The organism is Paenibacillus foliorum (genome assembly GCF_013141765.1).
GTDB lineage: Bacteria > Bacillota > Bacilli > Paenibacillales > NBRC-103111 > Paenibacillus_S > Paenibacillus_S foliorum.
The window spans coordinates 65111-86119 of record NZ_WHOD01000004.1 but is presented as its reverse complement, the minus strand read 5'-3'; the positions used below and the strand labels follow the sequence as shown (position 1 = coordinate 86119).

General features: G+C 45.1%; 17 protein-coding genes. 11 read left to right on the top strand and 6 right to left on the bottom strand.

From position 1 onward, the window contains the following. The first annotated feature begins 208 nt into the window (after positions 1 to 208). Genes GC093_RS01305 through GC093_RS01290 form a run of 4 tightly spaced genes read left to right on the top strand, consistent with a single transcriptional unit; the run spans position 209 to position 4286 of the window. A complete protein-coding gene (locus GC093_RS01305; RefSeq protein WP_171650047.1) occupies positions 209 to 1711 on the top strand; it encodes a spore germination protein in 1503 nt (500 codons plus the stop codon). Between the two features lie 12 nt (positions 1712 to 1723). Beyond that, positions 1724 to 2926, top strand: a complete 1203-nt coding sequence (locus GC093_RS01300) for a Ger(x)C family spore germination protein (protein ID WP_171650046.1) — start codon at positions 1724 to 1726, stop codon at positions 2924 to 2926. Between the two features lie 10 nt (positions 2927 to 2936). Next, positions 2937 to 3170, top strand: a complete 234-nt coding sequence (locus tag GC093_RS01295; RefSeq protein ID WP_171650045.1) for a hypothetical protein — start codon at positions 2937 to 2939, stop codon at positions 3168 to 3170. Positions 3171 to 3185: 15 nt separating this feature from the next. Further along, positions 3186 to 4286 (top strand): GerAB/ArcD/ProY family transporter, encoded by a 1101-nt coding sequence (locus GC093_RS01290; RefSeq protein ID WP_171650044.1) that lies wholly within the window; start codon positions 3186 to 3188, stop codon positions 4284 to 4286. A gap of 133 nt (positions 4287 to 4419) precedes the next feature. Here the strand turns inward: GC093_RS01290 and GC093_RS01285 are convergent, their stop codons facing one another. Beyond that, positions 4420 to 4914, bottom strand: coding sequence for a hypothetical protein (locus GC093_RS01285; protein WP_171650043.1), 495 nt, complete (start codon positions 4912 to 4914; stop codon positions 4420 to 4422). Between the two features lie 265 nt (positions 4915 to 5179). Here GC093_RS01285 and GC093_RS01280 point away from each other — a divergent pair, with 265 nt between their 5' ends. Both GC093_RS01280 and GC093_RS01275 read left to right on the top strand, forming a co-directional pair. Next, positions 5180 to 6217, top strand: a complete 1038-nt coding sequence (locus GC093_RS01280; RefSeq protein ID WP_171650042.1) for a Gfo/Idh/MocA family protein — start codon at positions 5180 to 5182, stop codon at positions 6215 to 6217. 488 nt (positions 6218 to 6705) lie between these two features. After that, on the top strand, positions 6706 to 12438 hold the full coding sequence (locus GC093_RS01275; protein ID WP_171650041.1) for a choice-of-anchor I family protein: 5733 nt from the start codon (positions 6706 to 6708) through the stop codon (positions 12436 to 12438). Positions 12439 to 12780: 342 nt separating this feature from the next. On the opposite strand, the gene GC093_RS01270 is transcribed toward GC093_RS01275, so the two are convergent. From GC093_RS01270 to GC093_RS01255, 4 genes are all read right to left on the bottom strand, one after another. Then, positions 12781 to 13722, bottom strand: a complete 942-nt coding sequence (locus GC093_RS01270; RefSeq protein ID WP_171650040.1) for an alpha/beta hydrolase — start codon at positions 13720 to 13722, stop codon at positions 12781 to 12783. A 125-nt stretch (positions 13723 to 13847) separates the two neighbouring features. Continuing rightward, positions 13848 to 15032: an ABC transporter permease gene (locus tag GC093_RS01265; protein WP_171650039.1), complete on the bottom strand. Its 1185-nt coding sequence runs from the start codon at positions 15030 to 15032 to the stop codon at positions 13848 to 13850. Between the two features lie 6 nt (positions 15033 to 15038). After that, positions 15039 to 15779, bottom strand: coding sequence for an ABC transporter ATP-binding protein (locus GC093_RS01260; RefSeq protein WP_171650038.1), 741 nt, complete (start codon positions 15777 to 15779; stop codon positions 15039 to 15041). A 176-nt stretch (positions 15780 to 15955) separates the two neighbouring features. Then, positions 15956 to 16312 (bottom strand): hypothetical protein, encoded by a 357-nt coding sequence (locus GC093_RS01255; protein WP_171650037.1) that lies wholly within the window; start codon positions 16310 to 16312, stop codon positions 15956 to 15958. Positions 16313 to 16517: 205 nt separating this feature from the next. On the opposite strand from GC093_RS01255, the gene GC093_RS01250 reads away from it, so the two are divergent. The 5 genes from GC093_RS01250 to GC093_RS01230 all read left to right on the top strand — a co-directional run bounded on the left by GC093_RS01250 (position 16518) and on the right by GC093_RS01230 (position 20440). Further along, positions 16518 to 16754, top strand: coding sequence for a hypothetical protein (locus GC093_RS01250; protein WP_171650036.1), 237 nt, complete (start codon positions 16518 to 16520; stop codon positions 16752 to 16754). Further along, a complete protein-coding gene (locus GC093_RS01245) occupies positions 16729 to 17634 on the top strand; it encodes a YitT family protein (RefSeq protein WP_171650035.1) in 906 nt (301 codons plus the stop codon). Before GC093_RS01250 ends, GC093_RS01245 begins: the two co-directional genes overlap by 26 nt. A 123-nt stretch (positions 17635 to 17757) precedes the next feature. Next, a complete protein-coding gene (locus tag GC093_RS01240; RefSeq protein WP_171650034.1) occupies positions 17758 to 18561 on the top strand; it encodes a uroporphyrinogen-III synthase in 804 nt (267 codons plus the stop codon). Between the two features lie 90 nt (positions 18562 to 18651). Next, positions 18652 to 19677 (top strand): ABC transporter ATP-binding protein, encoded by a 1026-nt coding sequence (locus tag GC093_RS01235; RefSeq protein ID WP_171650033.1) that lies wholly within the window; start codon positions 18652 to 18654, stop codon positions 19675 to 19677. Next, complete coding sequence (locus GC093_RS01230) at positions 19670 to 20440, top strand: ABC transporter permease (RefSeq protein ID WP_171650032.1); 771 nt, start codon at positions 19670 to 19672, stop codon at positions 20438 to 20440. The genes GC093_RS01235 and GC093_RS01230 overlap by 8 nt, the downstream gene beginning before the upstream one ends. A gap of 87 nt (positions 20441 to 20527) precedes the next feature. Here the strand turns inward: GC093_RS01230 and GC093_RS01225 are convergent, their stop codons facing one another. Beyond that, positions 20528 to 20950 carry a response regulator gene (locus GC093_RS01225; RefSeq protein WP_171650031.1) on the bottom strand — a complete coding sequence of 141 codons (423 nt, stop codon included), beginning with the start codon at positions 20948 to 20950 and terminating at the stop codon, positions 20528 to 20530. Positions 20951 to 21009 lie beyond the last annotated feature (59 nt).

The window sequence follows — 21009 nt, the reverse complement described above, 5'->3', positions numbered from 1 at the left end:
TGGAACAGATACAAAAAAAGAGTACTAAATTTCCATAGTACCCCTTTGTGAAATATATGAAATTAGTTGTGAGGTATGTATTCTAAATCGATTACTGTTTCAGATATGCCGTTGCTTCTTGTAAATATGCTTTATCTTGATTATGCATAAATATGGAATTTGAGCGGACAATAGTCATTATGGATGCGCTGCATATTAGGAGGATTGCATGGTTAAGCATGAGGATGATGTGGATGAGACACTAAGCTTGAATCTTGCTCACAACCTAAAGCAGATCAAGCAGGGGCTTGGGAATAGTGATGATATTACATTTCGCGATATTCAAATAGATTTGGGTAACAATCGCTTTATTCAGGGGACTGTGTTCTATGTTGAGGGAATTTCCAATCTGCATTCCATGGTTCACTCTCTACTTACCTGTTGTGAAGGCGAGGGTACACAAGACTTTAATTCCGAACAATTGCTTGATCATTGCAAGAAGAGTGTTATTTCTACAGGCATGGTTGTCGATATCTTTTCGTTCGAGGAACTGTATAGTTTTCTATTATCAGGCGATAGTATCCTGCTGCTTGATGAGTGTTCACGTGGTTTAGCTATTGGAACGAAGGAGTTAGTGGCGCGAACGGTAGAAGAACCGAATGTACAGTCTGTTGTACGAGGACCCCGCGAAGGGTTTACAGAAGTATTGCGTTGGAACACCGCGATGCTTCGCCGAAAAATTAAAGACCGTCACTTGTGGATGGAAACCATGAGCATAGGTACAGTAACTAAAACCGAAGTGGCAGTTGTTTATATCCAGAACATTGTGTCTGAGGATGTGCTAAAGGAAGTTAAGCAGAGGTTATCATCAATTGACATAGACGCGATTCTGGAAAGTAACTACATTGAAGAGCAAATTGAAGACAAGCGATTTACTCCCTTCCCAACCATATTCAACTCGGAGAGGCCTGATGTTGTGGCTGCGGGATTGCTGGAAGGCAGAGTGGCGATTATGGTTGATGGTACTCCCTTTGCGCTGTTAGTTCCAGCTGTTTTCACTCAATTCTTTCAATCCAGCGAAGATTATTACCAGAGGGCAGATTTTGCAACATTGATTCGATTGCTTCGCTTCTTATCATTTGGTTTGGCGCTTTTAACGCCTTCCTTTTATATTGCGATTTCCACATTCCATCAAGAGATGCTGCCGACAACGCTGCTTTATAATCTGGCGAGTCAGCGAGAGGGGGTTCCGTTTCCCGCTTTTATTGAAGCGATCCTGATGGAAGTGACATTCGAAATTTTACGGGAAGCGAGCGTACGGATGCCGAGGACGGTAGGCCAATCGATATCTATTGTAGGAACACTTGTGGTAGGACAAGCTGCCGTGGAAGCGGGGCTGGTCAGCGCGGCTATGGTTATTGTAGTGTCCATCACAGCCATATCCAATTTTGTTCTTCCTGCTTTTAACTTAGGGATAACCATCCGAATTATCCGGTTTTTGCTAATGATTCTTGCCGCTTCTTTCGGTCTATTCGGCATTTTTGTTGGGCTTATAGCCATTGTGGTACATATGTGCGGGCTTAACTCATTCGGTGTGCCTTATATGTCGTCACTGGCTCCGTTTCATCTGTCTGATCAAAAAGATACCCTATTTCGGTTTTCATTTCCCCGTCTTATAACTCGGCCCAAAATTTTTCGCCAAAAGAATCTCGTTCGCCAGAAACGTCGGTGAGGAGGAGTTCGAATGAAACGAGCGGTTGCAGTTTGCTTGTTCTTAGTATTTTTATCATTATCGTTGACTGGCTGCTGGAGCCGCCATGAATTGAATGACCTGAATATTGTAGTTGGTATGGGGATCGATAAATCCGAAGGTAAGTATAAAATTACGGTCCAAACCGTTAATCCAGGTCAAGTTGCCAGCAAAAAAGGAAGCATCAGCACCGCGAGCCCAGTCGTTACCTACGAAGAGATAGGCACCACGATTCCTGAAGCATTATCCCGAATGACCGTAAAAGCTCCACGACACTTATATTTCGCTCATTTGCGTATGGTTATCATAGGGGAAAAGGCGGCTAAAGAAGGGATCAGTAAACAGCTTGATTTCTTGTCACGAAATATGGAGATGCGAACTGATTTCTATTTTGTGATTGCGAGAAAGACGGACGCTTCCGAAGTATTAAAAATGAATAGTCCGATGGACCCGATTCCTGCAAATAATATTTATACAAAGCTTGATAACTCGGATAAACTATGGTCAGCTACCGGCAGCATGACGCTTAATCACCTGCTTCAAGATTTGGAGACGGAGGGGAAAAGCCCTTCCATAACAGGAATTGAAATCGTTGGTGATCGAAGCATTGGGGGAAAAACGACGAATGGGCAATATATCGAACCTCCCGTCGTATTACAATATGCTGGCATGGCAGCTTTCAAAGCAGATCGGATGGTAGGTTGGTTGGATGAAAATGACACAAAAGTATTAAATTATGTCCAAAATTCAGTTTACCAAACGACCGGTTATATTCCATGCCCTAAAGGAGAAGGCAATATTACCATGCAGGTTATCCGTTCTGATACAGTTATTAAAGCAAGTATCCACAACGGGCATCCGGAATTTGATGTACATATTAGAATAGAGCAGGATATATCAGATGCCGAATGCAGAATAGATCTATCGAAAGCAACCATAGTCCCAGAACTGAAAAAACTGACGGATAACAAACTAGTGACCTTAATCGAAGGTTCAATCAAAAAAGTACAAAAGAATCTCGGTACGGATATTTATGGATTCGGCGATGCGCTTCACCACCAATATCCGAAGGTTTGGCATCAAATTAAAGATTGGAATAACGTTTTTACGACCGTTAAAGTTCGTGTCCATGTGAACTCTATTCTTCGTAGAATGGGGACAATCTTGCAGCCAGTGGATTATACAAGAAAGGAATAGGAGTACTCTAATGTGGCTATTTGTCGGTGTTGCTGGTACCTTGGCTTGGACTATCCTGAAGGAATTTCCTCGATTATGGAGAGAACGAAATCATAAAGAGCTGTGGACGTTGGCTCTGATAACACTAACTGTAACTGCACTATGTTCTGCAAAGAGCTTGAACTTGGAGCTGCCTAATCCTCTCGATTGGATTGCAGCTGCGTTGGGGCCGTATCCACGTGCTGTATATTCGATTTTCAAATAAGAGGAGGGCAGCACTATGGAAAAGGCGGGAATCATCAGCAAGCGTTCGTTTGTGATTCTAGTTACTTTTTTTATGATAGGTACGTCGATTCTTATTACACCTTCAGGCCTTGCCTTTGAGGCTAAGCAGGATGCATGGCTGGCTTGCATTGTCGGTATTGGCTTCAATCTCTTGAATGCAGTGTTATATGTCATGCTGGGGCAGCGTTTGGGCGGTCAGACATTGGTTCAATATTGCGAGACAACGCTTGGGAAATGGTTCGGCAAAGTCGTCTCCCTTAGCTTTATGTTGTTCTTCTATTTGTTGGCATCGCTAATGATTGGAGATCTTGGTTATTTTGTAACATCTCAAATTATGCAGGAAACGCCTATGGAAGTACTGCAAATGCTGTTTATGCTGGTTGTAGTGATGACCGTTCGATCTGGGCTTATTGTATATACACGTGCTGCGGAAGTTTTTTTTCCATGGCTAATTATATTGTTTTTACTGCTAATTTTGCCTTTGATACCGAAATTTGATATCACCAATTTTTTACCTGTCATGGAGTTTGGGTTAAAACCGATCGTGCGTGGCGGAGTTACCTTTTGGGGCCTGCAAGAATTGATAGTCTTGCTCATGTTCTACCCATTTGTATCCCAGACGAAAGGGCGCAAGAACGGTTTTGCCGCAGGTATATTAATAGGAGGTGCAGCACTCTTTATTACTACAGTAGGAAGCATTGCTGTACTCGGACCTACATTAACGACGAATCAGTTATTTCCTGCGTATACGCTTGCCAAAAATATTAGTATCGGTCATTTTCTTGAACGGGTAGAAGGAATTATGATCTCTATTTGGGTATTGTCCATATTCATAAAAATTGTTCTTACTTTTCACGCTTCAATTATAAGTTTTGTCCAAATCATGAATATCAAGGATGAGAAGCCTCTCATCGTTCCAATGGCATTGGGGTTAATCGTACTATCTTTAATGTGCTATCCCAATACCATCTATATTAACGACTATCTTTCCAAAAACTGGAGTCCGTTTGCACTTATATTCTCAGTGATCCTTCCGTTGCTCCTACTTGGGGTGTCTTCCATATCCGCTATTAGAACGAAGACAAGTAAAGAGTAAATGGCGCAGGTACTGAAGGGTCATTCGTTTTCTCAACCACAAAAGTATTGATTTTGCACATCAACTCCATCTTTTCGAACATCCGGAAATGAAAAAAGCTGCATCCTTCTGCCGGTTACAGAAGGAACAGCTTTTAAGAGTCAATAGTTGTATCCACAGACGTGCCTGTGCGTTTACGCAAGCGTTGGATCCATTGATTTCGAGCGGCGAATGCTACGGCCAATTCAACGGCGGATAGCGTTAGCAGCAAGCCCAGCAAGGAAACTAGAACTGCCAATGGAAGACTCCAGAAGTGGGTAGGCCGGGAGAAAAATGGAATGAGCGCAATGGCCAAAATTGGAGGTGCGTTCAAGTTAAACTTCCTAATTAATAATATCGTACATAGCGTTGATATGAAAAAAGGGATAATCCCTGTCATGGATAAGAATAGTAAAGAACTGATTAGAGAAGCAACAGAAGCCCCGGCAATCATCTTGGCAAAATCTCTAAAATGGAAGGATCGGCTAATGAACAAATAAGAAAATGCGCCGAGAGCTGGGAAGAAAATCATTTTTAAATCAGGTAGATGCTGTGAAACTGAATAGATCAGCAGCAGGTATAAGCAGATTACAAATATTTTTATATTCATGGATAACACAAGAGTTCACCCTTTTAATTTATGCCTAACAAACATTAGTAATTCTATTCTATTTGCGTTAGTCTCGTCAATCGTTATAGACTGGAAAATGAATGAATTTTTATATTAGCAAAAAAAGCAATATATTGACCAATTCATGCAAGGAATTTGTTATTTGTATACCTCATGATAACAAGTAAAGTGTGTTCCTTTACCTACGGGCTTGTCTCGTACGTAAGGAATACACACAACAACCTATAAGGAATCAGGTGAAACCGTGAAAACATTGGGAACAGCAATTATCGGACTCGGCTCAATTTCAGGCATCCATTTGAAAGCGGTAGTTGGATTGGATAGTTCTGAATTGAAGGCGGTTGTTGATGTAAATGAAAGTTTAGCGAAGCAAGTAGCAGCAGAATATGGCTGTGACTATTACACGGACTATAAAGAAATGCTGAAGCGTGAAGATATTCAAGTTGTTCATTTGTGCACGGCGCATCATTTGCATGCTCCTATGGCAGTGGATGTTTTAAATGCAGGCAAGCATGTATTGACAGAGAAGCCGATGGCTGAAACTAAGGCTGCCGGACAAAGTATGCTGCAAGCTGCTGTGCAAAACCCTGATGTGCAGCTTGGTGTCATTTTCCAAAATCGCTATAATGCTGCCTCGCAGCGGATTAAGAAAGCGGTTGATTCTGGAGAATTTGGCAAATTGATCTGCATGAAAGGGATTGTCACCTGGTACCGTAACTCAAGTTATTATGAGACCGAGTGGAAAGGGAAATGGGCGACAGAAGGCGGCGGCGTACTGATCAACCAGTCTATTCATACTTTGGATTTGCTGCATTGGTTTGGTGGGGATATTGCTAGCGTTAAAGGGTCGTTCTCCAATGATTCACTGGAGGATGTTATTGAGGTAGAAGATACAGTTCATGCTTATGTGGAATTTGAAAATGGCGCAAGAGCTATCTTCTACGCTACAAATGCTTACTTGAAAAACTCTCCTGTGGAGCTTGAGGTTGTATTTGAAAAAGGCTCCTTGGTTCAAAGAGGCGAAACCTTGTATTTGGAGCAGGATGGACAGCTGACTGTTCTGACCGAGCCTCCTGTAAATAATACGGGAGAAAAGTCTTACTGGGGAGTAAGCCATGAGCTGCAAATTCGTGATTTTTACGAGCATTTGCTGCAAGACCAACATTTCTGGATTGATGGACCCGAAGGCTACAAAACGTTCAGCTTAGTCATGGATATATACGAATCATCTCGTACAGGGAAGAAAATTACCTATAAAGATGCACAATCGGCCGTGAGGTAGTTAGCTTGAAAGCCTGAAAGCCTGAAAGCCTGAAAGCTTGATAGTGGCGAAGCTGCTGCTGTGAGCACTGAAGGAGTTAATCGGAGCTGCTGCTATGAGCCCTAAAGGAGTGAAACGGAACTGAAAGTTCCGTTATTCAATTGTCACCTCCAACTTAAGGCGATAGCGGAAGCCGGAATGCCTTTATTTTGGGCGAGCAATAGCATAATGTACAAAAACAGAGAGATAACGGAACTAGCTGTTCCGCTATCCCTCTGTTTTTTTGTTTTCCAGGCGATAAAGGAATTAGTACTTCCGCTATTTATTTCTCTTCTTAATTGCATCAAGTTAAGCAACCTAAGCGTAACTCTTTTTGGATCTCGAATCGCAGAAGCAGCAGAGCTTCTGTGGCTCATGCGCGTTTACAATAACTTAAAAATATATGACATCCGAGTTTATAATTCTTTGTTAAGGTAGATAGGAATATTTTAACAAGGAGTGATAGTGTCTTGAGAAAGAGAAACCATAAAGTTCTTTCACTACTGCTTGCAGCGGAGATGCTGGCTGGTTCTTTGTTAGCTGTTGTTCCTGCACAGGCAGCTGCAACGCCTTTGGCAGGAACGCCATATAAGGCGAATGGGAGCTATGACGTAAATGTCTCGCATGTGTTCATCAATCAGGTGTATGGGGGCGGAGCGGGGTACGAAACAGATGAGGGTGGAAATACCAACGTATCCAACGGCTTCATCGAATTGTACAATCCGACAGATGGTGACGTGAGTCTCGAAGGTTGGTCGCTGCAATACGCAGACCGTGCAAGTAAAGCCGGTTCAGCGAATAAAAAAGATGTCTATATAGGCCCAACCGATCCATGGGTAATGTTTCCTCTAAGTGGCACCATTAAAGCGCACTCTTCTTATTTAGTTGTTGGAAATCCAACTAATGACCCCACTAAACCGGCAGTTGCAACAAAGCTTAACATTTCTGGCAAAGGCGATCTCAGTATAGAACGTCATATCATCAATAAAGGTCTTAAGATTGCGTTAGTCAGTAACCAAACGACGCTGACGGATGTCAATCCTTTTATTAACAAGCCTGCAGGGTACGTTGACATGCTGGGGACCGGCAGCAACGATAAAGACAGTGATATCAACGGCTATGAAACTGCTTATCCGACCGGCTCGGATCAAGGCACATCCAAGAAAAAAGCGATTCGCCGTCAAACTTTGACCGATAGCGATAATAACAAAACTGATTTTAAACAAGTTGATTACGACGCGGCCAACCCGACGGACATTAGTATAAACAGACCACGCAGTGGGGCCGACGGAAAGTGGGATTCTAAAGTTACAGTTGTGACTGAAGCGATAGCGGACGCTTATATCGGCCTGCCGTATTCGGCGGCTGTTACAACAACTGGAGGCCAACCGCCTTATACATACAGCGCCACAGGGTTACCCGCAGGACTTTCCATCAATTCGGCAGGAGTCATAGCAGGAACCCCGGCAGCCGGAGCGGAAGGGGCGAAGTCGGTTACAGTTTCTGTCTACGATTCAGTCTATAGCGCAACCAACCCGCTGCCATGGGCTAGCAAAACGCTTCCGCTCAATGTCTTGGCTGGAGCGGTTCCGGACAAGATGAGTGTTTCGAAGATTGGCGAATATTCGGTAGGTCAAACTAATGCCGACGGCGGTGTGGCCGAAATCGTCAAATATAACAAGGATAACGGGAAGTTTTACGTAGTTAACGGCTCAGGCAACCCGCCGACTCTGGATATCGCCACATTGACAGTAGGCGGTTCTATATCCAAAGATAAAAGTGTCGCTGTTAAAGATTTGTCCGAAACAGGCGGTTTCGTATATGGAGACTTGACCAGTGTGGATATTAACACAGCAACGAAACGGGTATTCGTCTCCTTACAGGAAAAAGATTCGATGAAAAACGGCAAAATTCTAATGTTGAATTACGATGGAGCTCTGCTCAAATCGTATGAAGCCGGCGTACAACCGGATATGATCAAATCAACTCCAGACGGCCGATATGTGCTTACCGCCGATGAGGGTGAGCCTCGGGAACAAGGCAAGGACCCGGAAGGCAGTGTTACCATCGTCGATACAACTACAGACACGGTTACCCGTGTGAAATTCAATGATCCATCCGTGATTGACGATAAGGTTCATATTCGCGGTGCTTCTGATCCAGTTACCGGCATGATTAACGGCAGCGGTACAAAAGCCGATGCGATTAGAGATCTTGAGCCGGAATATATCACGCTTTCCGCTGACAATACGAAAGCATATGTCTCCTTGCAGGAGAATAATGCTGTAGCGGTTATTGATATCGCGGCTAAGAAAGTAACAGCTGTCAAGGGACTGGGCTTTAAGGATTTGAATGATCCTAAGAATGCACTAGACTTGGTAAACGACGGCAAGATCAAGCTGGAGAACGTCCCGTTCAATGGGATGTACATGCCGGATGGTATTGCGTCTTACACGCTTAATGGTAAAACCTATCTGTTTACCGGTAATGAAGGGGACGTTACGGATTGGCCGGGACGTAAGAACGGATCTACCATCAAAGACATGAAGAGCAAGTTGGAACCTTCATCAGCCGCAGCTAAATTTTTGAGCGATCCTGCTAATACTTCGAAATACGATAAAGTAGAAGTGGCCAGTGACATGGATAAGAACAGCATATACATGTACGGCGGCAGGTCATTCTCTGTATGGAATGCGGATACAATGGAGCAGGTGTTTGATAGCGGCAATGCTTTCGAGGAAATTACTTCGCAGCGCTTGCCGAAATACTTTAACGCAAGTAACAGCAACGCTACATTAGATAGTCGAAGCACGAAGAAGGGACCGGAGCCAGAAGATATTAAGATTGGCGCAGTTGGCGAGAAAGTATTCGCGTTTGTCGGTCTTGAACGGATCGGGGGCATTATGACCTATGATGTGACCGATCCTGTTCACCCTGTTTTCTTCAACTACATCAATACACGCAATTTTACAAACATACTGTCGGATGCTGCTCCGGAGGGTATCGAATTCATTCCGGCAACCGTCAGTCCAACGGGACTGCCTTTGCTGCTTGTAGCTAATGAAGTTGGGGGTACCGTCGCAATATTGCAGCTGAACGTAACAAAGGTTACTTTGGATAAAACATCACTGTCACTGGAAGCGGGAGCAGCTCCAGTGAAGCTGAACGCTACAGTAGCACCGGTTGGCGGCACCGCAGCAACCGTCACATGGAAGTCTTCCAATGCTTCCGTAGCATCGGTGGACGCTAATGGTACAGTTACGCCCATTGCAGCTGGAACTGCAGTCCTTACAGCAACAAGCGCTGACGGTTATGGCGTGGCCGAAGCAAGCGTGAAGGTATTGCCGGCTGGCAGCGGAGAGAGCTGGACGCTTACAGTCATGCATACCAATGATACACACGCTCATCTAGCGGATGCAGCACGTCGCGCAACATTGGTTAAACAAGTTCGCACGGAGTCGAAAAATAGTATTCTCTTGGATGCAGGGGACGTATTTTCCGGCGACCTCTACTTCACAAAGTGGTTGGGTAAAGCGGATTTGGGCTTCATGAATGATATGGGCTATGACGCCATGACGTTCGGTAACCATGAATTTGACCAAGGAACGGCCGTTTTGGCCAATTTCGTGAAAGATGCGAATTTCCCGCTGGTCAGCTCAAATATTGATTTTTCCAAAGACGCCAACATCCAACCGTTGCTTAAGTCTTCGGTTACTCTCAACACCTATGGTAAAGGCGGCATGCGGACAACAGCTTCAGCAGGTGTATACCCGTATGTGATATTGGATGCGGGAGACGGTCATAAGGTCGGTGTATTCGGACTTACGACAGAGGATACGAAGGAAACATCCAGTCCGGGTAAGGATGTCGTGTTCAATGCGGCATCGGCATCAGCGCAACTAACAGTTAAAGAATTGGAAAAAGAAGGGATCCATACAATCATTGCTTTATCCCACTTGGGTTACGCTCGTGATAAGGATCTTGCAATTGCTGTAGAAGGTATCGATCTAATCGTCGGAGGGCATACGCATACGAAGCTGGATGCACCTGAAATTGTAACGGATAGCGTACATCAGACTCCAACGGTGATCGTTCAAGCGAATGAGTGGGGTAAATTTCTGGGGCGTGTCGAAATTACATTTGACAGCCACGGCAATGTCATCACTTCCCCGGACTTTACGAAAGGCAAGCTGGAGCCTGTGACTGCAGCGGTTGTTGAAGATGCTGCTGCTAAGGTGAAGCTTGCGAGTTACAATGCGGAGCTTGATGTGCTAAAAAACCAAATCGTCGGTAAAACGACGGTAATGCTTGATGGCGAACGAGCTAACGTCCGCTCAAAAGAAACGAATTTGGGTAACTTTATAGCCGATGGTATGCTTTCAAAGGGTAAGGAATTGAAAGGTGCACAAATCGCCATTCAAAACGGTGGTGGTATCAGAGCCTCCATCCCTGAAGGCGACATTACAATGGGCGAAGTAAGAACGGTGATACCGTTTGGCAACACCTTATATATACTTGATGTTACCGGACAGCAGCTTCTGGATGGTTTGGAGAACGGAGTAAGCGGAGCTACTCTTGCAGATTTGCCGGGGAAATTCCCGCAAGTGGCCGGCATGAAGTTCAAGTGGGATCCGAGCCAACCGGCAGGAAGCCGTGTCTTTGATGTGCAGATCAAAAAAGATATGTCATACGAGCCTCTTAGCTTGACGGCAACATACCGGATAGCCACCAACAGCTTTATGGCTAATGGCGGTGACGGTTATGTATCATTCGCTCAGGCAGTCACTAACGGCGCTTATCATGAAGATTTAGGCTATCCTGATTATGAAAACTTTATTAATTACTTAAGCTTGCTGGGAGGCACGGTAACACCGGCTGTAGAAGGCAGGATTGAGACAAAAACCAAGCCGACCGGAAGTACTACCAGCAATAATCACCGCCCTAGCTCTTCTTACGTTCCGTCTACCCCAACTACAGTAACGGACAGCGGTGTTGCAATTAAGCCGGAGCTTGTTAAAACGGAGGACGGTAGAATACAAGCAAGCGTGACGGTTAAGATGGATGATATCCGCAAGGCATTGGAGCTGAGCCAAGACAAAATCATCATCCGTATCGAGTCGGGTGACGCCGCTTCAGTAGTGGCTCAAATCCCTGGTGAAGCACTGCTCGCAATTGCGGACAAAAACCGTAATGCCACCCTGGTTATTGCCAGCTCCACTGGTTCTTACGCGCTTCCAGTTGGCTCACTTGATCTTGCAGCTTTGTCCGCTAAGCTGAAGACAACATCGGATAAGCTGGAGATCCGCATTACTATGACTACTGCAAATGACCTCCAGAGTTCGGAATTGTCTGGCAAGGCATCTGCGATAGGTGCTAAACCGCTGGTTAAGGCTGTAGACTTCGCGGTTTCGGTAACTGGAAACGGACAGGCGGAAACCGTTACGAATTTCGGAAGTACCTTCGTCAACAGAACTATCCATATTGAGGCTACCAACTTGAAGCCTGAACAAACAACCGGCGTAATGCTGGCACCGACGGGTGAACTGCGGTTTGTGCCATCCGTATTTACCCTTACTGACGGTAAATGGGTTGCGACGCTGAAACGTAATGGTAATAGCTTGTATACGGTTGTCGAGCATCGGCAGAGCTTTCAAGATACTGCTGCTCATTGGGCCAAAGCGGATGTCGAGCTGCTGGCATCCAAGCTTATTGTCCAAGGAATATCGGAAAATCAGTTCCAGCCTGACAGCAATATTACAAGAGCACAATTTACGGCCATTATTGTCAGGTCACTAGGTCTTGATGACAGCAAGGCTGTCGGTTTCAATGATATTAGCGATAAAGACTGGTTCAAGGGTGTCGTTGCTGCAGCTTATGATGCCAAGCTGTTGACTGGTTACGAGGACGGCACATTCCGCCCTAATCAACCGATCACTCGCGAGGAGCTCGCGGTATTGATGAACAATGCGCTTCGCTATGCTAAGCTGTCTAACGGTTCTCAACAGACAGATCAAGCTCTGAGCTTGTTCAAGGACAGCGGCTCCATCGCAGGATGGGCCAAGGACTCTGTCGCTGCCATCGTTCAAGCCGGTATTGCCAACGGCAAGTCGGAAGGCAACTACGAAGGAAAGGCGCAGGCGACACGTGCGGAAGCTTCTGTCATGGTCAAGCGTCTGCTGCAAAAAGCGGAGTTCATCAATTAACAGACAGACGAATAATATAGTCATTCTCTGCAAGAAAGGGGCTGTCCCTCAAAGGTCAATTGACCTTTGAGGGACAGCCCCATCTTTTATAGAAAGTACTAATTGGGGGGGCCTTATAGCCCTGAAGGTGCTGAACGGAACGGAGTTCCGTTATTCGATCTGCTTTCTCCAATAGAGTGCGATAGCGGAAGTCGGGATTCAGTTATTTAGACGAATATGAGCACCAGTACGCAAATAAAGCGAGATAACGGAACTAGCTGTTCCGTTATCTCGCTTTATTTTATGCAGACTATGCAAGCGGAGAACAAGTACTTCCGCTATTGTTCTCCGCTTGCGGTGATCTTAACGCTGCAAGCTCTTGTAAAAATCGAGAGCTTTGCTTTCGTATTCCGCTGCGAGCTTGGCATGGACTCGTACATGCTCCCGACCTGCGGAAGGTTTCCATATCTGGAAGCTGTCTTTATGCTTCTCCCACATCGATTCGCTGTTCCGATAAGGGATAGAAGCATCTTCAGCGGAATGAATAAACAGAACGGGGCGTGGGTAGATACGATCTACGGCAGCCATAGCATCCACTTGGTCCGTGTCAATCCCCGTTAAAGGCGGCAGAATGCCGAGAATGAGTGGGGTGAACGGATAGTTGGGCAGTTTCGACCAGACCGGTAGATTATCTTCCAAATAGCGGGTCAGATGGTTAAATGGACTATCAGCTACCACGCCTGCGATTTGCGGGTCCTCCGCAGCTGTAAGAAGAGCGACGGTAGCTCCCATGGAGAAGCCGTGCAAAGCAATTGGCTCTGGATGATGGGCACGGGTCCAATCGATAGCTCCTAATAGATCGAACTTCTCCAAATAGCCCACAGTCGTTAGATTACCCTCAGACTCGCCTGAGTTGCGGAAGTCGAACATTAACACATTATAGCCCTGCGTAACAAGCTCTTTGGCCAGTTTAAGGGCCTCTGCGCCTGATTGGAGTCGGTTTTCACGGTAGCCGTGAGCGAAAATAATGTTCATTTTTGCAGGAGTAGAGGTGTCGGAAGCAGGGATAAACCAGCCTTTTAACCTAACGTCTTTATTGCGGCTCTCAAACTCTACGGGCTCAAACGATAAACCGTGCTTGTCCGGGCTGTCGGTTAATGCTTTATGCTCGGGGTGAGTAAGCTTCCAGCCGACATAAGTGGAGATCGTGACGCTACCTACTGCCAATACAAGCAATAGCAGGACAAGAGTCCATAATAGTTTTTTGGGTCGGACACCACGTGGGCGTGCCGCTCTGGTAATCATGGGAGTGGGGCGCATGAAGGTATTCCTTTCCAAGCTGATTATAGTAAAGGCTCCATGTTATTATACGACAAGCCGGTTAAAGGAGAAAGTATGTTCTGAAATATTCGAGATTCCTATATGTCCGCTTAACGATAGCGATGGTATAAACCTGACGAGATAGCGGCTAACAGTAATAAGCCCACTGCCCATAATGGGTTGGAAAACGTTAAGAGAGAAGGGATAGTAAGCAGGACAAGTATACCCAGATGAATGCGGTACCTGATATTGCCGACCGAACGTTTCCGTTGTTCCGCATGGATAGGGTAAATATGCTGCCATACATGCTCGTGATAGTAAAGCTTCATCTCGGATAACTGCAGCGTACTAATGGCTGCAAATACCAAATATATGCAAGCTAGTGCTATATCATTGTGAACTGCTGCAAGTAGAAGGACACCTATGAGAGTTAAACGCATAGTAATTCCGAACAGCTCCGAGCGCAGCCACACAAGGGTATACAGGTAGGAGTAAGCATGATCCTGTCGAAAAGAAATCCACCTGGTTGCCCGATCCAAGCCACGTACATTCCTTGCTTTACCTTGAATTGAAGGCACATCTACAAACCAATTCAAGATGCGGTAAATACTTGCTCTATGCTGCAGCTCGACATCAATTAACAAGCTCCAATTCACGATGTGTTGTCTAGGAAGACGCAGCAAACCAAGATAGGCAATCGATAAAAGGGACATCAGTAAAATACCAACAGCTGGTTTGTTAGCTATGACGCCATACGCGATAGTGGCGCTTAGGATCCATCGTATAATTTGAAACAGGAACCTCGTTCGTTTCTCTTGCATTTGAAGCTCCGTCCATTTTCCGAACAGCATGATTCGTTTATACACATACCAAAGGACTAGCAATAGTAGGAACATCCATCCGCTTGATCCGGCGAGCTTGTGATAGAGTGGCCATACGATTAACCAGACAACTGCTACTGTGGCTAACTGTACAATTAACGAGCGATTCATGGCTGCTTTCAGATAGGCTTTCATCCCGTTTTCCTGAGGCAAAAGGAACAAAGTATCGGCTTCCTGTAAGTAAGTACGGATTCGTCCGCCTGCTAGAGCAGGGAGCATGATGGCAGCGGATAAAAGTTCCCAAGGAAAGGCAGGCGTGACCCATTGTAAGAACTGTCTATAGCCAATAGAGAATAGCAGAAAGCCAATGCCAATAGCCATGGCTCCGCCTTGCAAAGCATAATGAAGATAGGGACGAATTTCTTTGAGAAACAGTGCTGCACGACTCCGGTATAATGCTTGCAAATCAATCAAAGCGGCTCAGCTCCTTGTCACCAAATCGCAAAAAACATCATCCAACGGTGCAGCGGCAGGCATTCCGGCAACTTCACGGAGTGCACCCACATCTCCTGAAGCGATTAACTTCCCTTGATGCAGGACCAGGAACCGATCACAATAACGCTCAATAGTAGCTAAAATATGGGAGCTTATAAGTATTGCGGCACCACTCTGTTTCACATCAACCATTAGCTCCAGCAAAGATCGCATGCTCAAAGGATCCAGTCCAAGAAACGGCTCATCTATTATATAGAGCTCAGGTTGGACAAGGAACGCGCACATAATCATGACCTTCTGCCGCATGCCTTTGGACAGATGTGAAGAAAGCCTGTCAGTAAGAGTGTCCATCTGAAACTGCTGCAGCAATGGGGCTGAACGCTGCTCATAGGTGCTACGGTCGATGCCGTATGCCCTTGCTGTCAATTCCAAATGCTCTCGTACAGTAAGTTCCTCATATAAGAGGGGGCTTTCTGGGACGTAGGCAAATGTCTTCCTATATTGTTCCTGCGATTCAGCCAAAGGCTGTCCCTTTAACCTTATTTCCCCCTGGTGTGGCGTCATTAATCCGAGAATATGCTTGATCGTAGTGCTTTTCCCGGCACCATTCAATCCGATTAAGCCAACCATTTCTCCAGGCTGAACATGAAACGTCAGGTTATGCAGAACGGGCTGGATTCGGCTGTACCCACCGGTTACAGCTTCAACTTCCAGAATTGGCTTCACGTTTGTTCCTCCTCACAATCAATCTGTTTCTTATAAGACTAGCTGAAACGGCGGCGGTTTTCCAGTCCGGCGAGTTTGGATGTGCTCAAAAAAGCCATCCGGCTTCTAATGAACGAAGGGATGGCCTTTGTTATATAGATTTTGCATGCTTAGGGAGGAGTGCTGGCTGTTTTCTCTTATTTCTTCTTATCCTTACTTTGATTATCCTGGCTCTTGCTTTCTCCTCCGCCCCCGCCGCTTTGTGTCCCTTTACTCTGATCTGCTTTTTGCATCTTTTTCAGCTGCTGCTTGTCCAGCTTACGCTGTTTTTCGTTCTCCTCATTTTCATACTTCTTAATATCCTTATACATTTTCATCTGTGATTTAAGCTCTGTGTCGATGGGTTTATCTTGCTGCTGTTTCTGGCTTTGTGCCTTTTGAGTACTATTTTTACTCTTGTTGGAACCTGATTGCTGCTCCGATTTTTTATTTGTGCATCCGGTTATTAGGGCGAGAAGCAAGAAACAAAGTAGGAGAAACCGTATTTTATTCATAAAATGTAACAGCTCCTTTTCCTTGATACTGTAGGTTGCCCCTCAACTTGGAAAATATTTATTATTTTTTATAAAAAAAGTTTGAATAAATGTATACATATGAATACAATAGAAGTAAGAAGGTTAGTTTTTCTAACGCGGAAACATGATTTTGGTTTTTTCAAGTAAACTATCCTTACAGGGAGTTATTGGGAGGGGTGGAAAAATGGCAGAAACATACCGCAAATCGAAGATTGAGCATTATTTGGAGCGGCTGCAAATACGCAAGCAGTCATTGATGAATCAAATGGAAATGGCTGAGCTTGAGCATTCGCGCGAATTTATTTGCGGGCAGTTATCCGCTATAGATCTTATTATTTTGGAAATAACCGTTGAGTTTGGCCTCGGAAACACCAAAAACGAAGGGGGAGAAGCTGATGACAGGGAATGCAGTCCAAAGTAACACACCACAGCATTTTTCACCACAACATAATCGGGCTACAAGAATTAAGCTTTTAAAAAGAGCCATTTTTATTGTATTGGGTGCGGGTTTCGTATCGGTAGGGCTAGAAATTTTTCTTGTTCCAAATAATATTATTGACGGCGGGGTCGTCGGGATATCCATTATCTTAGCTCATTTGACAAAGATTCCACTTGGTATATTTCTGTTTCTTCTTAACCTGCCGTTCTTCTTTCTTGGCTATAAGCAGATTGGAAAAACATTCGCGTTATCGACCTTGTTTGGTGTATTGATCATGTCCCTGGGCACTTGGCTGCTGCATCCGGTTCCTCCTCTGACTATAGATCCGCTGCTAGCGACTGTATTTGGAGGCATTATTCTTGGTGTGGGTGTGGGTATGGTAATTCGAACAGGAGGATCGCTGGATGGAACGGAAGTTGTTGCGATTCTGGTCAATAAAAAGTCACCTTTCTCAGTAGGCGAAATTGTTATGTTCTTCAATTTGTTTATACTGGGCAGCGCTGGATTCGTCTTTGGATGGGATCATGCGATGTACTCATTAATAGCCTACTATATAGCTTTTAAAATGATTGATATCACCATAGAGGGCTTTGATGAGTCCAAATCGGTATGGATTATTAGCGAATCGTACCGAGATATCGGAGAAGCTATTCTCAGTCGATTGGGCCGCGGAGTTACCTATTTAAATGGAGAAGGCGGCTTTACGGGCGGCGATAAAAAAGTTATTTTCTGCGTCATTACACGGCTGGAGGAAGCAAAGCTTAAGTCAATCGTAGAGGATTACGATCCAACAGCATTCTTGGCAGTAGGTAACATTCATGATGTGAAGGGCGGACGGTTTAAGAAGAAAGATATTCATTGATCTATAAGAAAAATTTATGCTTACTATAAGCAATTGTTGGTTGTGAAACAAGGCTCTGTACTATATATTACAAATATCTAAAACCTAATGTTAGAATTGGTGATGTATAGAGGGGGCGGGATCATGCGAAGGCTGGAAGGAAAACGGATTGCACTAACAGGGCCGAGGAAAGCTGCAGAGCTTAGTATTATAGTGGAGAAGCTGGGAGGCATTCCGCTGGTTCGTCCGGCGCAAGGAACCGTTGCCATTGAGAAGGAAAAGGTAGAAACCGAAATAACTAAGTTCATTCAAGAAGGCGCGGACTGGATTATTATTACTACATCTGTGGGTGCGGAGATGCTGTATCAGGTTGCTCAGGGAATGGGAGTGGCCGATGCCTTTATGGAGCGGCTAAAGCAGACGAAGATTGCGGCCCGTGGCTATAAAACGTTCAAATATTTAAAAACATTAGAACTCAACCCGACGATAAAAGCGGATGACGGGACTACAGTTGGCATACTTAGAGAGCTGAAATCCTGTGATCTTCGTGGAAGCCGTGTGGCGCTCCAGTTATACGGAGACCACGCTCCGCAGCTCGTGAAGTGGCTGCAGGAGCAACAGGCGAATTATTATGAGATATTGCCTTACCGACATATTCCTCCTGAATTAAGTGTGGTGGATACGCTATTATCAGAGATTATACAGGGTAAAATAGATGCGGTTACTTTTACGAGTACTCCGCAGGTTCGGTTTCTAATGGCCTATGCGAGGGAACAAGGACACTCTGAGCAGCTGCTAACTGCCTTCAGAGAGCATACGGTAGCTGTAGCTGTAGGTAAGGTGACAGCGGAAGCTCTGCGGGATGAAGGTATAGAGCGGATCGTGGCTCCTGATGAAGAACGGATGGGCAGCATGATGGTGTCGCTGGCACAATATTACGATATTTAAAGAGCTTTTATATAATCGTTTGGTCAGATCATAAGGGTATGGTATACTTTTCCTGAAAAGTTAACCTATCCTTTTTTTGTTGGAGGCCTCATGAATACAAACGCAGTAGTGCAGCTTCGTAATGTAACGAAACGGATTGGCTCAAAAACAATTGTCGATAATTTGTCGTTCGATGTGCTCCCAGGGGAAGTGTTCGGCTTCTTAGGACCGAATGGAGCCGGTAAAACAACGACTATCCGTATGATGGTCGGGCTGATGTCACTTACAGAAGGGGAAGTCCTGGTCAACGGTTTAAGTGTAAAAAGACAATTTGAACAGGCCATGGTCCATGTAGGTGCGATTGTAGAAAATCCCGAGTTTTATAAATTTCTGAGTGGCTACCAGAATCTTCAGCATTTTGCCCGTATGATTCCGGGTATTACGGAAGAAAGACTGGAGGAAGTCATAGCTCTTGTTCGATTAGAGCACCGTATACATGATAAAGTGAAAACTTATTCCTTAGGCATGCGCCAGAGGCTTGGAGTAGCTCAGGCTATCCTGCATCGTCCCGATGTGCTGATTTTGGACGAGCCAACGAATGGACTCGATCCAGAAGGCATTCGAGAGCTCCGCGATTATTTACGGCAGCTATCCAGGGAGGAAGGGCTTGCGGTCATCGTCTCAAGCCATTTACTCTCGGAGATGGAGCTGATGTGTGACCGTGTAGCGATCATACAGAACGGCAAGCTGCTGGATGTACGTTCCTTCAAAAATTTGGAGAACGAATCCAAGCTGCTGGAGGTTCAATTCGATGTGGACAGCAGGGAAGAAGCGGTGCGAATTGCTGCTGGCTTCGCTGGTGAGCAAGCCGTGAGCTGGAATCCGACACCACAGGCGCAGGCATCAAAAGGCACGAAGCAGTCAGAGAGTTCGGATGTATCAACGCCGGCAGTAGCCGTGCTTGCAGAGAATGAGAGCGGCATACTGACGGTAAGTCTGAACGGTGGGCGTGAAGATATTGCGGAGCTGAATAAGCGCTTTGTCGCAGCGGCAGTACGGGTATACGGAATCCGGACGCACAGCAAATCCTTGGAGGATCAATTCCTAGAGGTGACGAGGGGGAATCAAATTGTCTAGCTTTATTCGGCACGTACAAAATGAGCAGATGAAAATATATAGCCGTACCCGGACCTGGGTAATGCTAGGCATTGTGGTTTTGGCCGTCATTTTAATGGCAGTGATGATGAAGTATGCAATGGATTTAGGTGTGAATCATGCTTTTCCTTTCTTGGGGATGAGCACGAATTTGACCTGGCTTGTCTTTATTTTCTCCGTTATTATTGCCGGGGATAGCGTAGCCTCTGAGTTTACATGGGGTACCATTAAGCTTCTGTTGATCCGTCCAGTGACGCGTGCCAAAATCTTAGCGGCAAAGTACGTTTCTGTGTTTATTTTCCTGATTACCCTGTTGCTCGTTTTGTTCATTGCCTCCTATTTTGTTGGACTGCTGTTTTTCGGCCTGAGTGGTGTAATAACTGAACAGGATGCGCTAACGAATATTTTGCGGGTGTATGGGTTGAAATGGGTGGATCTGCTAATGTCCGTTACATTGGCTTTCATGATCTCCGCCGCTTTCCGCAGCAGCTCGCTTGCTATCGGTTTGTCAATGTTGCTTATGTTTACAGCGAGCTCTGTAGTATTTATACTTGTAAACTTTAAATATACTTGGGCTAAATATTTGCTGTTTGCTAATACAGATTTGTCACCTTACTTTATGGGTGGGAATCCGCCAGTTGCAGGAATGACTTTGGGCTTTTCAGTTACCGTGCTGGTTGTATATTGGGTTTTATTCTACGGTATCGCTTGGCTTCTATTTACAAAACGGGATGTGGCGGGCTAGTTTTTAAAATAAATTATTGATCTGAAAACGACCAAGTACATACTAGCGGATATAGGTTACTCTGCTGTCTTGGTTGTTTTTTTGCAATTATTCCGATGATTCTTTGTAGGAAGCGGTACTGGCTTGGGCTTGGGAAGGTGCTTCCTCCAGAAGCTCAGTGACCCTCTCTTCCAGCAGCAGCGGATCAATTGGCTTAGCTATGTAGCCCTTAGCCCCAAGCTTAATGCCGCGTACAACTGTATCCTTGCGTGCATCACCGGTTAATAACAAAACGGGAATGGAACGCGTCTTACTAAGCGACTTAAGCTTGGTTAAAGCCTCCAGTCCATCCATATTAGGAAGATTGATGTCAAGCAAGATGAGATCGTAGTGAGTTATCCGTGAGATTACCGATAGAAAATCAACAGCTGATGAATAGATATCAACTTCATACTGATCTTCAAATATTTGTTTTACTAACAGGCAGAACGGTGAGCTGTCATCAATAAGTGCGATATGCTTAGTTGCCATTAGGGGACACATCCTTTTTTAGAGTAAAGAAAAGTTTACTTATAGGGTTAGGAGTTGAT

What these genes read in the sequence shown, in the direction of transcription:
- GC093_RS01285 (WP_171650043.1), bottom strand. Translation starts at nt 4,914, where the DNA reads ATGAATATAAAAATATTTGTAATCTGCTTATACCTGCTGCTGATCTAT.
- GC093_RS01305 (WP_171650047.1), top strand. Translation starts at nt 209, where the DNA reads ATGGTTAAGCATGAGGATGATGTGGATGAGACACTAAGCTTGAATCTT.
- GC093_RS01225 (WP_171650031.1), bottom strand. Translation starts at nt 20,950, where the DNA reads ATGGCAACTAAGCATATCGCACTTATTGATGACAGCTCACCGTTCTGC.
- GC093_RS01245 (WP_171650035.1), top strand. Translation starts at nt 16,729, where the DNA reads ATGACAGGGAATGCAGTCCAAAGTAACACACCACAGCATTTTTCACCA.
- GC093_RS01290 (WP_171650044.1), top strand. Translation starts at nt 3,186, where the DNA reads ATGGAAAAGGCGGGAATCATCAGCAAGCGTTCGTTTGTGATTCTAGTT.
- GC093_RS01240 (WP_171650034.1), top strand. Translation starts at nt 17,758, where the DNA reads ATGCGAAGGCTGGAAGGAAAACGGATTGCACTAACAGGGCCGAGGAAA.
- GC093_RS01235 (WP_171650033.1), top strand. Translation starts at nt 18,652, where the DNA reads ATGAATACAAACGCAGTAGTGCAGCTTCGTAATGTAACGAAACGGATT.
- GC093_RS01270 (WP_171650040.1), bottom strand. Translation starts at nt 13,722, where the DNA reads ATGATTACCAGAGCGGCACGCCCACGTGGTGTCCGACCCAAAAAACTA.
- GC093_RS01255 (WP_171650037.1), bottom strand. Translation starts at nt 16,312, where the DNA reads ATGAATAAAATACGGTTTCTCCTACTTTGTTTCTTGCTTCTCGCCCTA.
- GC093_RS01300 (WP_171650046.1), top strand. Translation starts at nt 1,724, where the DNA reads ATGAAACGAGCGGTTGCAGTTTGCTTGTTCTTAGTATTTTTATCATTA.
- GC093_RS01295 (WP_171650045.1), top strand. Translation starts at nt 2,937, where the DNA reads ATGTGGCTATTTGTCGGTGTTGCTGGTACCTTGGCTTGGACTATCCTG.
- GC093_RS01250 (WP_171650036.1), top strand. Translation starts at nt 16,518, where the DNA reads ATGGCAGAAACATACCGCAAATCGAAGATTGAGCATTATTTGGAGCGG.